General features: G+C 64.1%; 12 protein-coding genes. 10 read left to right on the top strand and 2 right to left on the bottom strand.

Features of this window, described 5'->3' with window-relative positions:
* Positions 1-17: 17 nt before the first annotated feature.
* Together AC1DV8_RS11295 and AC1DV8_RS11300 are read right to left on the bottom strand one after the other, a co-directional pair.
* Complete coding sequence (locus AC1DV8_RS11295; RefSeq protein WP_477157533.1) at positions 18-1,463, bottom strand: ArnT family glycosyltransferase; 1,446 nt, start codon at positions 1,461-1,463, stop codon at positions 18-20.
* A gap of 141 nt (positions 1,464-1,604) precedes the next feature.
* Complete coding sequence (locus tag AC1DV8_RS11300; protein ID WP_477157534.1) at positions 1,605-2,630, bottom strand: LacI family DNA-binding transcriptional regulator; 1,026 nt, start codon at positions 2,628-2,630, stop codon at positions 1,605-1,607.
* Positions 2,631-2,866: 236 nt separating this feature from the next.
* Here AC1DV8_RS11300 and AC1DV8_RS11305 point away from each other — a divergent pair, with 236 nt between their 5' ends.
* The 10 genes from AC1DV8_RS11305 to AC1DV8_RS11350 all read left to right on the top strand — a co-directional run bounded on the left by AC1DV8_RS11305 (position 2,867) and on the right by AC1DV8_RS11350 (position 12,786).
* Complete coding sequence (locus tag AC1DV8_RS11305; protein WP_477151106.1) at positions 2,867-4,105, top strand: ABC transporter substrate-binding protein; 1,239 nt, start codon at positions 2,867-2,869, stop codon at positions 4,103-4,105.
* A 110-nt stretch (positions 4,106-4,215) separates the two neighbouring features.
* The gene (locus AC1DV8_RS11310) at positions 4,216-5,175 is read left to right on the top strand and encodes a carbohydrate ABC transporter permease (RefSeq protein WP_477151105.1); all 960 of its coding nucleotides are present in this window, start codon (positions 4,216-4,218) and stop codon (positions 5,173-5,175) included.
* Positions 5,172-6,098, top strand: a complete 927-nt coding sequence (locus tag AC1DV8_RS11315) for a carbohydrate ABC transporter permease (protein ID WP_477151104.1) — start codon at positions 5,172-5,174, stop codon at positions 6,096-6,098. Before AC1DV8_RS11310 ends, AC1DV8_RS11315 begins: the two co-directional genes overlap by 4 nt.
* A gap of 6 nt (positions 6,099-6,104) precedes the next feature.
* Positions 6,105-7,181 (top strand): ABC transporter ATP-binding protein, encoded by a 1,077-nt coding sequence (locus AC1DV8_RS11320; protein WP_477151103.1) that lies wholly within the window; start codon positions 6,105-6,107, stop codon positions 7,179-7,181.
* A 126-nt stretch (positions 7,182-7,307) separates the two neighbouring features.
* The gene (locus tag AC1DV8_RS11325; RefSeq protein WP_477157565.1) at positions 7,308-8,060 is read left to right on the top strand and encodes a sugar phosphate isomerase/epimerase family protein; all 753 of its coding nucleotides are present in this window, start codon (positions 7,308-7,310) and stop codon (positions 8,058-8,060) included.
* Between the two features lie 8 nt (positions 8,061-8,068).
* Positions 8,069-8,815, top strand: a complete 747-nt coding sequence (locus AC1DV8_RS11330; protein ID WP_477157566.1) for a sugar phosphate isomerase/epimerase family protein — start codon at positions 8,069-8,071, stop codon at positions 8,813-8,815.
* 4 nt (positions 8,816-8,819) lie between these two features.
* Positions 8,820-9,962, top strand: coding sequence for a Gfo/Idh/MocA family protein (locus AC1DV8_RS11335; protein ID WP_477157535.1), 1,143 nt, complete (start codon positions 8,820-8,822; stop codon positions 9,960-9,962).
* A 141-nt stretch (positions 9,963-10,103) separates the two neighbouring features.
* Positions 10,104-10,316, top strand: a complete 213-nt coding sequence (locus AC1DV8_RS11340) for a hypothetical protein (RefSeq protein WP_477151101.1) — start codon at positions 10,104-10,106, stop codon at positions 10,314-10,316.
* Between the two features lie 252 nt (positions 10,317-10,568).
* Positions 10,569-11,624, top strand: coding sequence for a sugar phosphate isomerase/epimerase family protein (locus AC1DV8_RS11345; protein WP_477157536.1), 1,056 nt, complete (start codon positions 10,569-10,571; stop codon positions 11,622-11,624).
* A gap of 10 nt (positions 11,625-11,634) precedes the next feature.
* Entirely contained in the window at positions 11,635-12,786 is a 1,152-nt protein-coding gene (locus AC1DV8_RS11350; RefSeq protein ID WP_477157537.1) for a Gfo/Idh/MocA family protein, read from the top strand.
* Positions 12,787-12,804 lie beyond the last annotated feature (18 nt).

A 12,804-nucleotide genomic window follows, 5' to 3' on the forward strand; every position in this document is an offset into this window, starting at 1 on the left:
CTCGAGTGAGGCCCGCGTTACGGCTTGAACCCGCGCCCCAACAGCAGTTGGTAGGTCGAGAGCGGATAGCCGAACCGTGTGGTGGTCACCGGTCCCAGGTCCTCGACGCTGTCGAAACGGTGGGCGAAACGCTCGGGAGACGCCTTGCCCGGCACCACGATGATCGCAGTCTTGCCCGCGTCCGCGTGGCCTTCGCGCCAGAGCCGCAGCTGGCTGTGGCCGCCTTCGAACGAGACGAGGTTGTCATCCGTACCCAGCCCGAAGGCGAGCCGTGACGAGTGGGTGTAGCCGGTCGACCCGATCAGTTCGGCGCCATACTGCTCGGCTGCGCGCCTTGCCGCGGCGGCCACCTGATCCTGGCCGAAGGTGATCGTCGCCTCGCCGTCGCTCATGTGCACCAGCTGGGTCGGAACTGGCGCGCCCAGATAGTAGACGGTGGCCAGAACGGCAAACAGCGCTCCCCATCCCAGGTGCAACCGGATGGTCCAGCGCGAGCGAACATAGAGCGGCGCAACCAACAGGAACGGCAGGAAGCTGAGCACCATCCAGTGCGGGCTCACCTGCCGGCTGATCGCACCCCAACCCGCCATCGGCAGGAAGCACAGCGTTGAAATCAGCGCCGTACCCCGCGCGATCAGCAGATACCCCTTCTGCGGCCCATCCGGCAGCTTGCCGAAGAGGAAGCGGCTGAAGGCGGGGATCAGGAACGGCGAGAAGATGAGCACGCAGAAGATGATCAGCCGTACCAGCGTAAACGGGGTGAAAAGCTCGGCGTCGGTCTGCATCCGATCGACGGCGTGGAGCTCGAGGCTGGCGAAGCGGTGCTGCCAGTTCCAGAGCAGCACCGGCAGCGTCATCACCACCGTCAGGGCGCCGGCCAGGTACAGATGCGGGGAGCGGAAGACGCGCCGAAGTCCCGGTTCGGCGATCAGCACCGCCAGCATACCGGCCGCAACGATCACCGCATTGTACTTGCTCAGCGCGGCGAGGCCCATGAACAGCGCCCCAAGATAGAGGTGCAGCACGCGTTCGTTGCCCTGCAGGACGCCGCCGAGATACCGCCCCATCTGGAACAGGCTGAGGGCGGAAAAGCAGATCAGCAGGTGGTCGGGATAGTTGAGGGTGCTGAGCACGTCGAGCAGCGGCGAAGCGCTGTAGATCGCCAGCGTCAGCCAGAAGAAGCGCTGCGGATCCTCGGGCGCCAGCCAGCGCGAGGCGCGGTGGATGCCGTAGGCCAGCACGAACGACGTGACGACCGGAGCGAAATGGAGACCGGCGGGCGTCCAGCCCAGCAACAGCCTGCCGATAGCCGAGGTCCAGCCGACCATCGGGGCGTGGTCGAAATACGACAACTGCAGGTGGCCGCCCCACAGCCAGTAGTACGCCTCGTCGCCATTGGGCGGAACGACCACGGCGTAAGCCAGCCTCAACAGCAGGAAGCCGGCGACAGCGAGCTGCAGCAACAGTAAATCACGGCGCGGCATGCTTGTTGCCGTTGCCCCAATGTCGGTATTCGCGTCCAGAACCACGTTGCGCCTCAAGCTGCTCCGGGCCTGTACTATACGGTACATTGAAAAAGAAAAGCCGTGGCGGCAGTCGCGGCCCTAGATCGCCCGGGTGCTCTCCCGCACCACCAGATCGGACGTGAGCACCACGTGGATCGGCTCGTCCTCCGGCACCACTCCCTCGATGATGTCGATCAGCGAGCGGGTCGCCATCCGCCCGATATCCTCGCGCGGCTGGCGCATGGTGGTCAGCGGCGGGTCGAAGAAGCGTGCCACCGCGATATCGTCGAAGCCGATCACCGAGACGTCGCGCGGGCAGTCGATGCCGTCGAGGCGCAGCCGATGGATCAGCCCAAGCGCCATCTCGTCGTTGCCGCAGAACACCGCCGTCGGCAGTTCCCCGCTGGCGAGGAAGTGCTCGGCCGCCTCGGTGCCCGATTCCATGTTGTAGGTGCCCGGGAACAGCCATTCCTCGCGGACCGCTAGCCCAGCCTCCTGCATCGCCTCGGTGAAGCCGATGAAGCGCTCGTTGGTCGATTGGTTGCGCGACGGGCCGATCACGTGGCCGATGCGCGTATGGCCGAGCTCGAGCAGGTACTTGAGCGCCCGTTTGGCGGCGAGCCGGTTGTCGGTGATCACCGAGTGGACCTTCGGGTCCGGAATCTCATCATAAGCGGCGACCAGGGGTAGGGCGACGCCATCGTCGCGCAGCCCGTGCAGCCGGTTGGTGTCGAGCGAGCCGTCGAACAGCAGCAACCCGTCGGCGCGGTTGGAAAGCAGGTAGTCGCTGAGCCAGCGGTTGGGATCATCGCCGATCCGGCTCGCCACCAGCACGCTGTAGCCGCGTGCCGACGCCTCGCGGATCACCGCGTCCACGATCGTCGAATAGAATGGGTTGCCGATATTGGGGGCCGCCATCAGAATCGTCCGCGCCGCCTTCAGGCGCAGCGAACGGGCTGCCTGGTTCATCGTGTAGCCAGTCTCGCGCACTGCGGCATGCACCCGCTCGCGCGTCGTTTCAGACACCCGCTCGGGCGAACTGAGGACACGGCTCACGGTTGCCGCCGACACGCTTGCGTGACGGGCAACATCTTGAATTGTCGGTGTTCTTCTTGTCGGAACCATTGGTTCGCAGCGCTCCCTCACCGCTGCTCACACGTCCTGTCTAGATCGACCTTGACAGCCGCGCAAGGAATGTCTGAAACTCCTGAAATCGATTGCATTGATCTTCAGTAACAGATTGTGTAATCGATTACACGCAGTCAGCTCCTGAGGCTACCCGGAAGAGGGGCCCCTGTGCGGCTGGCGCAAATTTCGCGAGGGGCGTTTCGCTCCTGGGTGAACGTTGGGAGGACTACATTATGAAGTCAGTCGTGTCGGTGGTGGCCCTGGTGGCTGCCGCCCTGCTTGGCAGCACCGCGGTGCGCGCTGCGGACGTCGAAGTCATTCACTGGTGGACGTCGGGCGGCGAACAGGCCGCTGTGTCGGTGTTCGCTCGTGAGTTCGACGCTCTCGGTGGCGACAAGTGGGTCGATACTGCTATCGCCGGCGGCGAAAACGCCCGCTCGGCCACGCTGCAGCGCATTCTCGGTGGCGATCCCCCGGGTGCGGCGCAGTTCAACCCCGGCCGTCAGTACGAAGAACTGATCGCCGGCAACATGCTGCTGGATCTCACCGATCTTGCAACCAAGGAAAACTGGGCTGGCTTCATCCGTCCGGCGTCCATCTCCGAGGCTTGCCTCGTTGACGGCCACTGGTGGTGCGTGCCGGTGAACATCCACTCCTGGAACTGGGCCTGGGCCTCGATCCCGGCGTTCGAGAAGGCCGGCGTGCCGCTCCCGACCAGCTTCGACGACTTCCTCGCGGAAGCCCCGAAGCTCAAGGAAGCCGGCATCATCCCGTTCGCCATCGGCGGCGAAAGCTGGCAGATCAACGGCGCGTTCGGCGTGCTGCAGACCTCGCTCCTCGGCCTCGACAAGCGTGAGAAGATCCTGAAGGACAAAGACCTCGAGCTGGCCAAGGCAGAGATGCCCGCCGTGTTCGAGAAGTTCCGTCAGTTCAAGCAGTTCTCCGATGAAGGCTCGGCAAACCGCAACTGGAACGACACGACCAATCTCGTCGTGACCGACCAGGCGGCCCTGCAGGTCATGGGCGACTGGGCTCGTGGCGAGTTCGGCGTCGCCGGCGAGAAGGCCGGCGTCGACTACGCTTGCCTCGCGCTCCCGATCGACCACCCGACGGTGTCCACCGGCGGCGACATCTTCCTGTTCCCCAAGCAGGCCGATCCGGCTGTTGAAGCGGCGCAGCTGAAGATGGCGTCCATGATGGTCAACCCGCAGGTCCAGGCGCTGTTCAACAACGCCAAGGGCTCCATGCCGATCCGCGACGACGTCGATATGTCGCTCGCTGACGATTGCATGAAGAAGGGCCTCGAGATCATCAAGGATCCGGCCAACATTGCCCCGGATGCGGGTCGCTGGCAGTCGAACGACACCACCGGCCAGATGAACGACCTCGTTGCCCAGTTCTGGGCCGACGACTCGATGACCGTCGACGCTGCCGTTGAGCAGTACGTGACGATCCTTCAGAACGCCGACTAACTAGTCTATGATGTCCGGGCGGTGCCAAAAGCACCGCCCGGCTCTTTTTTCGGCGTATCCGGGTGGGCGGGGATCCGGGGCCGGTTGTCTCAACAACGCGGGGAGTAACCATGACCCAGATCGCCGAACCAGGCGAACGCGCGGCCACTGGTTTTGCCGGTACGGCAGCGGAGCGCAAACCGCGCACGCGCAGGAAATTCAACATTCAGTCAGTGCTGGGCACGACACCGATGATCGTTACGGCGGTCGGTGTGTTCGTGATCTGCATCATCTTTTCAATCATCTGGTCGTTCACGAACTCCAAGGTCTTCCCGAACTTCAATTTCGTCGGGCTGGCCCAGTATGAGCGCCTGTGGCGCACCGACCGGTGGATCATCTCGGTCCAGAACGTCCTCATCTTCGGCGTGCTGTCGATCGGCGTCGGTATGGTGGTGGGCTACCTGCTCGCGGTCTTCATGGACCAGCGCATCAAGCAGGAAGACCTGTTCCGCTCGATCTTCCTCTATCCGTTCGCCATGTCGCTGGTGGTTACCGGCCTCGTCTGGCAGTGGATGTTCGACCCCAACCTCGGCATCCAGGAGTCGGTCCGCCAGCTCGGCTGGACCAGTTTCGAGTTTGCCCCGCTGGTGAAGCAGGAGACGGCACTCTACGGCATCGTGCTCGGCGGCCTGTGGAACGGCGTCGGCGTCACCATGGCGATCATGCTGGCGGGCCTCCGCGGCGTTGACTCCGAGATCTGGAAAGCCGCCAAGGTCGACGGCATCCCGACCTGGAAGACCTACCTGTTCATCGTATTGCCGATGATGCGGGGCGCCATCGCCACCGCCTTCATCCTGCAGTGTACCGGCGTGGTGCGTGTCTTCGACATCGTCATCGCCATGACCCAGGGCGGTCCGGGCGTCTCGACCCAGATGCCTGCCATCTATGTCATCCAGCACATCACCGATCGCGCCAATGTGGGGCAGGGCATGGCCGCTGCCACCATGATGCTCGTGCCCGTCGTCGTGCTCATCGGCGCCCAGTACTTCCTGCAATGGAACGCCGGCCGCAAGTCGAGGAAGGCCGCATGACTACCGAAGCCATCTCCGGCGGTATCTCCGCCAGCCCCGCTGCCGTCACCGGTCCGCGTGGCCCCAAGCCCAAGCACCTCACCATCGGCCGTGTCGGCGTCTATGCCTTCCTGATCATGGCGGCCATCTTCTTCCTGCTGCCGCTCTGGGTGATGATCGTCACCTCGCTGAAGACGCTGCCGGAAATCCGTCAGGGGCACCTGTTCAACTGGCCGGCGCTGCTGAGCTTCGATCCCTGGCTGAAGGCCTGGGATACCGCCTGTACCGGCCGCGATTGCGATGGCCTGAAGCCGGGCTTCTGGAACTCGGTGAAGATCACCGCGCTCTCGGTGCCGGTGTCGATCGTCATTGCCATGATCAACGGCTATGCCCTGAGCTTCTGGAAGTACAAGGGTTCCGAACTGCTGTTCGGCATCCTGATCTTCGGCGCCTTCGTGCCATATCAGGTGGTGATCTACCCGCTGATCATCGGGCTGCGCGAAATGCATCTGTTCGCCACGCTCCCGGGCATCGTGATCGTCCACACCATCTTCGGCATGCCGATCCTGACGCTGCTCTACCGCAACTTCTTCGCCTCGCTGCCGATCGAGCTGTTCAAGGCCGGCCGAGTCGACGGGGCAGGGTTCTGGGGCATCTTCTTGCGCATCATGCTGCCGATGTCGGTGCCGATCACCATCGTCGCCGTCATCCTGCAGGTCACCGGCATCTGGAACGACTTCCTGTTCGGCACCGTCTTCGCCGGCCGCGAGAACATGCCGATGACGGTGCAGCTCAACAACATCGTCACCACGACGACCGGCGTCCGCGAGTACAACGTGAACATGGCAGCGACCATTCTCACGGCAGCGGTTCCGCTGGTGGTCTATTTCATCTCGGGTAAATGGTTCGTCCGCGGCATCGCCGCCGGTGCGGTGAAGGGGTAAAGCTCCATGTCGTCTAGCGTTTCCATCAAGGATCTCAGCCTCAACTTCGGCAACGTGAAGGTCCTCGAATCTCTCGATCTCGAAGTCGCACAGGGTGAGTTCATCGTTCTGCTCGGGCCCTCGGGCTGCGGCAAGTCCACGCTGCTGAACTGCATCGCCGGTCTGCTCGACGTCTCCGATGGGCAGATCTTCATCTCGGGCAAGAACGTCACCTGGGACGAGCCCAAGGACCGCGGCATCGGCATGGTGTTCCAGTCCTATGCGCTCTACCCGCAGATGACGGTGGAGAAGAACCTCAGCTTCGGCCTCCGCGTCGCGCGTATGCCGAAGGCCGAGGTCGATGCCCGCGTGAAGCGTGCGTCGGAAATCCTGCAGATCGAGCCGCTGCTGCAGCGGAAGCCCGTCGAACTGTCCGGCGGCCAGCGTCAGCGCGTCGCCATCGGCCGCGCCCTGGTGCGTGACGTCGACGTGTTCCTGTTCGACGAACCGCTGTCGAACCTCGACGCCAAGCTCCGCAACGACCTGCGCGTCGAGATCAAGCGGCTGCATCAGCGGCTGAAGAACACCATGATCTACGTGACCCACGACCAGATCGAGGCAATGACCCTCGCCGATCGCATCGCCATCATGAAGAACGGCGTGATCCAGCAGCTGGCCGACCCGCACACCATCTACAACAAGCCGGTCAACCTGTTCGTCGCCGGCTTCATCGGCTCCCCTTCGATGAACTTCATCAAGGGTGACCTGCAGGGCGCGACGCTCAGCGTCGACGGCCAGGCCAACATCCCGCTGACCAACTACCAGTTCGCCAACCAGACCAATGGTGCGTCGGTCCTGGGTATTCGGCCCGAACACATCGCGGTGGGCGAAGAGGCGCGGAAGATGCCGGTGCAGATGGAGTCGGAGATCGAGATCGTCGAGCCGATGGGCGCCGACACCGTCGCCTGGACCAAGATCGCCGGTCAGTCGCTCACCTTCCGCGCCGCCGCCGAAGTGCATCTCGAGCCGGGCCAGAAGGTCCTGATCGGCTTCGATCCGGGCCGTGGTTCCGTCTTCAACGCAGCGAGCGGCAACCGCATCTGACCATTCGGCTCATCCACCTTACCGACCGCGTAGCCGCGCGCCGGTCAGGATGTTACGAGCCCATCAAGAAGCAGCACTGCGCCGCCCCGGCAACGACGGGGGCGGAGGCTTTACTGGAGGAGATTACTGTTGGACTTTTCATTCCAGCTCTATAGCGCGCGGAATTTCCCGCCGCTGGACGGCGTGCTCGGCCGCCTCGCCAAGCTCGGCTACAGGCAGGTCGAGGGCTTTGGCGGCCTCTATGCCGAGGCCGAGAGCCTCGCCGCCTCGCTCAAGCAGCACGGGCTCACCATGCCGACCGGCCATTTCGGCCTCGCGCAGCTCAAGGACACCGAGGCCGCGCTGAAGACCGCCGAGACGCTTGGCATGAAGTTCCTCTACTGCCCGGCCATCCCCAAGGAAGAGCGCGACGGCCAGCCCGACAGCAAGTGGGTCGAGCTCGGTGAAACCCTCGCCAAGCTCGGCGAGACCTTCCGCAAGCGCGGCTTCGGCTTTGGCTGGCACAACCACGATTTCGAGTTCCGCCCCACCGCGAGCGGCAAGCTGCCGATGGATATCATCCTCGACACCGCCGGGAACAACGATTGGGAAATGGACGTCGCCTGGGTGGTGAAGGGCGGCCAGGATCCGATCGAGTGGATCAAGAAACACGGCCGCCGCATCAACGCCGTGCACGTCAAGGACGTCGCTCCCGCCGGCGAAAACGCCAACGAGGACGGCTGGGCCGATGTCGGCCACGGCACCCTCGACTGGCAGGCACTTTCGGCCGCCGTCAAAGCCCACACCAACGCCCGCTACTGGGTGATGGAACACGACAACCCCGCCGACGTCGACCGCTTCGCATCCCGTTCGATCGCCGCCGTCAACGCCTGGAAGTGAAAGAGGCCATAATGAATATCGGTTTTCAGCTGTTCAGCGCCCGCAACTACCCGCTCGCGGACGTGCTCAAGAAGGTGGCCGCGCTCGGCTACTCCCATGTCGAGGGCTACGGTTCGCTCTATACCGACCCGGCCGCGCTGAAGGCGCAGCTCGACGCTAACGGCCTCACCATGCCGACCGCCCATATCAGCCTTGGCGACCTCGAGGATACCTCGAAGACCCTGAAGCTCGCCGAGACGCTGGGCATCAAGGTCGTGGTCTGCCCCTGGCTCGCCCAGGCTGACCGCCCGACCTCGGCCGATGGCTGGAAGACCTTCGGCGACAAGTTGCAGAAGATCGGCAAGCCGTTCCAGGATGCCGGCCTCACCTTCGGCTACCACAACCACGACTTCGAGTTCGCCACCTACGACGGCCAGTACGCCATGGACCTGCTGCTCGAAGCCGCCCCGGCCGTGAACGTCGAAGCCGACGTCGCTTGGATCGTCCGCGGCAAGGCCGACCCCGCGACCTGGCTGCCGAAGTTCGGCGACCGGATCGTCGCCATCCACGTCAAGGACATCGCCCCCGCCGGCCAGAACGCCGATGAAGATGGCTGGGCCGATGCCGGCCAGGGCGTTGTGCCGTGGAAGACCCTGTGGCCGATCGTCCGTAACCAGACCAAGGCGGCCTACTTCATCGCCGAACACGACAATCCCAACGACATCGACCGCTTCGCCTCGCGCTCGATCGCGTTCATCAAGTCCCTCGGAGCCTAAGATCATGGCAAAGACCTATGGCGTCGGCATCATGGGTGCCGGCAACATCTCGGCCGCCTATCTCCGCCTCGCGCCGCTGTTCAAGAACCTCGAAGTCCGCGCCATCGCCGACATCCTCCCCGAGGCCGCCAAAAAGCGCGCGGAGGAGTACAAGGTCGCGGCGCAGACCCCGGACCAGCTGCTGAAGAACTCGGAAATCGACGTGGTCGTGAACCTCACGATCCCGGCGACCCACTTCTCGATCACCAAGGACATCCTCTCGGCCGGCAAGCACGCCTATTCCGAGAAACCGTTCGTCCTGAGCGTCGAAGAGGGCATCCAGATCAAGGCGCTTGCCGAAGAGCACAAGCTCAAGGTCGGCTCGGCGCCGGATACCTTCCTCGGTGGTTCGCACCAGCAGGCGCGCTCGATCATCGACAGCGGCAAGGTCGGCAAGATCGCGTCGGGCACCATGCACGTGATGAGCCGCGGCATGGAGCACTGGCACCCCAATCCGGACTTCTTCTTCCAGCCCGGCGGCGGTCCCATCCTTGACATGGGCCCATACTACATCACCGATCTGATCAGCCTCATCGGGCCGATCAAGCGCGTCACCGCCTTCACCAGCAAGGCGCGCGAAGAGCGTGAGGTCACCACCGAGGGCTCGCCGTTCAAGGGCACCAAGGTCAAGGTCAACACCCCGACCACGATCAACGCCATCCTCGAGTTCCACTCGGGCGCCCAGGTTACGCTCGGCGCCAGCTGGGACGTCTCGAGCCATGGCCACCACAATATCGAGCTCTACGGCACTGAAGGCTCGGTCTACGTGCCCGACCCGAACTTCTTCAACGGCGACGTCACGATCACCGATCGCGCCGGCACCAAGGAGAAGGTCACTCCCTGGGACCATCCCTTCGGCGTCGCCAACCAGGATCTCGACAAGCCCAACCCGCGCGCCAACTACCGCAATGCCGGCCTCGCCGACATGATGGACTCGATCGATACCGGCAAGGCCGCCCGCTGCGGCCTCGACGTGGCGCTGCACGCCATCGACGTCATGACCTCGATCCTGCGCGCCGGCGAAACCGGCCAGGTCATTACCCTGCAGACCACCTGCGAACGCCCGGCCGCCCTCGGCATCGAAGAGGCCCGCGCCCTGCTGCGCTGAGGCCAGAGCAAAGGATAAGGCAGGGGCCCGGGCAAATGCTCGGGCCCCTGCCATTTTGACAGCGTGGGTATCTTGGTTCTGCGTATTGCACCGGGCATCTGCCTCTGGTGTTCTCAACGCGTCTGTCGCGAGGAGGACTGGATGGCGCTCTGCAAATTGACCGACACGCACAACAACAACAAGCCGATCTACATCAATCCGCTCGAGGTCATCGCCGTGCAGGATGTTTCCGGCCAGACCTGGGTGATCACGACCGGGCGCATGCCCAACGGAGCCAGCAGGCACGCGGTGGTGGCGCAGTCCGTTGAGGACACGGTCAAGCTGCTCGACGGGATGATGCCGCGTATGACCTAGACCTCACGGTCCCGGCGCTAGCGCTTCGCCGGCCCCGCGTCTCGATCGCATAGCCCGAAGTCTATGGGCGGTCGGGCATTTCCACTCGCCATCACCTTGACAGTTCCGAGCCGAGCATGAAGGTACCTTCCCGACATGTCAGTGGCGGCTCGGCAAAATACCCCGTGGAATTCCAATCGGGCCGAGACGCAGCGCTGACCTGAGGTACGTGCACAATCGGTGGCCGAACCGGGCTACCCAAGGGAGGTATTCATGCGCACCATCAAGGGGCCGGCCATTTTCCTGGCCCAGTTCGCAGGCGATCAGGCGCCGTTCGACACCCTCGACAATCTGTGCGGCTGGGCCGCTGACCTGGGCTACAAGGGCGTGCAGATCCCGACCTGGGCCAGCCATCTGGTCGATGTCGAGAAGGCAGCAACGTCGAAGACCTACGCCGACGAGCTCAAGGGCAAGGTGAACAGCCACGGGCTCGAGATCGCCGAACTCGCGAGCCACATCATCGGCCAGCTGGTCGCCGTGCATCCGGCTTACGACACCCTGTCCGATGGCTTCGCCATTCCCGCTGTGCGCGGCAATCCGAAGGCCCGGCAGGAATGGGCCGTGCAGCACCTCAAGCATTGCGCCGCGGCCTCGAAGAATCTCGGCCTCAAGGCCCACGCCACTTTCTCGGGCGCACTCGCCTGGCCTTACCTCTACCCGTTCCCGCAGCGCCCGGCCGGCCTCGTCGAAGAGGCCTTCGACGAACTGGCCCGCCGCTGGACCCCGATTCTCGACGAGTTCGATCGCAACGGCGTCGACGTCTGCTACGAGATTCACCCCAGCGAAGACCTGCACGATGGCGTCACCTACGAGATGTTCCTCGAGCGGGTGAACAATCACCCGCGGGCGAACCTGCTCTACGATCCCAGCCACTTCGTGCTGCAGCAGCTCAACTATCTGGAATACATCGACTTTTACCACGAACGCATCCGCATGTTCCACGTCAAGGACGCCGAGTTCAACCCGACCGGCAAGCAGGGCGTCTATGGCGGCTTCCAGTCTTGGGTGAACCGGGCAGGGCGCTTCCGCTCGCTCGGCGATGGCCAGGTCGATTTCGCCGGCATCTTTTCGAAGCTCAGCCAGTACGGCTTCGACGGCTGGGCCGTGCTCGAATGGGAGTGCGCCATCAAGTCGCCGCAGCAGGGTGCCGAGGAAGGGGCTCCGTTCATCCAGAGCCACATCATCAACGTCACCGAGAAGGCCTTTGACGACTTCGCGGCGTCGGGCACCGACAAGGCGGCCAACCGCAAGATTCTCGGTCTGAGCTAAGGGGGAAGAAATGGCAGAAAACGGCGCTCCGCGCATTCGCCTGGGCATGGTCGGTGGCGGCACCGGTGCTTTCATCGGCTACGTCCATCGTGTCGCCGCCCGCATCGACGGCGACTACGACCTCGTCGCGGGAGCCTTGTCATCCAACGCGGCGACGGCCAAGGAAAGCGGCAAGAACCTCGGCCTCGCCGAGGACCGCATCTACACCTCGTACGAGGAAATGGCAGCCAAGGAATCCGCCCGCAAAGACGGCATCCAGGCCGTCTCGATCGTCACCCCGAACCACGTCCACTTCGGCCCGGCAAAGGCCTTCCTCGAGGCCGGCATCCACGTCATCTGCGACAAGCCGATCACCTCGACGCTCGAGGACGCGCGCGCACTGGCGGCGATCAAGCCAAAGAAGGGCGCGAAGTTCCTCCTCACCCACAACTACACCGGCTACCCGCTGGTGCGGCAGGCCCGTGAGCTGGTGAAGTCGGGCGCCCTAGGCAAGATCCGCATCGTGCAGGTCGAGTACCCGCAGGATTGGCTGACCAATGCCGCCGACCCGGACAACAAGCAGGCCTCGTGGCGCACCGATCCCAAGCGCTCCGGCGCCGGCGGCGCCATCGGCGACATCGGCACCCACGCCTACAACCTCGCGCGCTTCGTCACCGGGCTGAAGACAGAGGCCGTCAGCGCCGAGCTCACCAGCTTCGTCAAGGGCCGCAAGCTCGACGACGACGTGCAGATCAAGCTGCGCTTTTCGGGCGGCGCCAAGGGCATGCTGTGGGCGAGCCAGGTGGCAGTGGGCAACGAGAACGGCCTGCAGCTGCGCGTCTACGGCGAGAAGGCCGGGCTCGAGTGGCGGCAGGACAACCCGAACTACATGTGGTTCACCGAGTTCGGCAAACCCAAGCAACTCCTGACCCGCGGCGGCGCCATCTCGGCCCCGCCCGCCGCCTCGATGAATGTCCGCATCCCGGGCGGCCATCCCGAGGGCTACCTCGAGGCCTTCGCCACGCTCTACAGCCAGTTCGCCCAGGTGATCCGCGGCGAAGGCAAAGATGTCGCCGGGCTCCTGCCCAGCCTCGCCGATGGCGTCGAAGGCATGGAGTTCATCATGGCCTCCGTCGCCTCGTCGAAGGCCGACGGCAAGTGGACCAAGCTCAGCGAAGTTTGAGCCAACTTAGGCCCTCGC

This window comes from Devosia sp. P3_B2 (assembly GCF_056402875.1).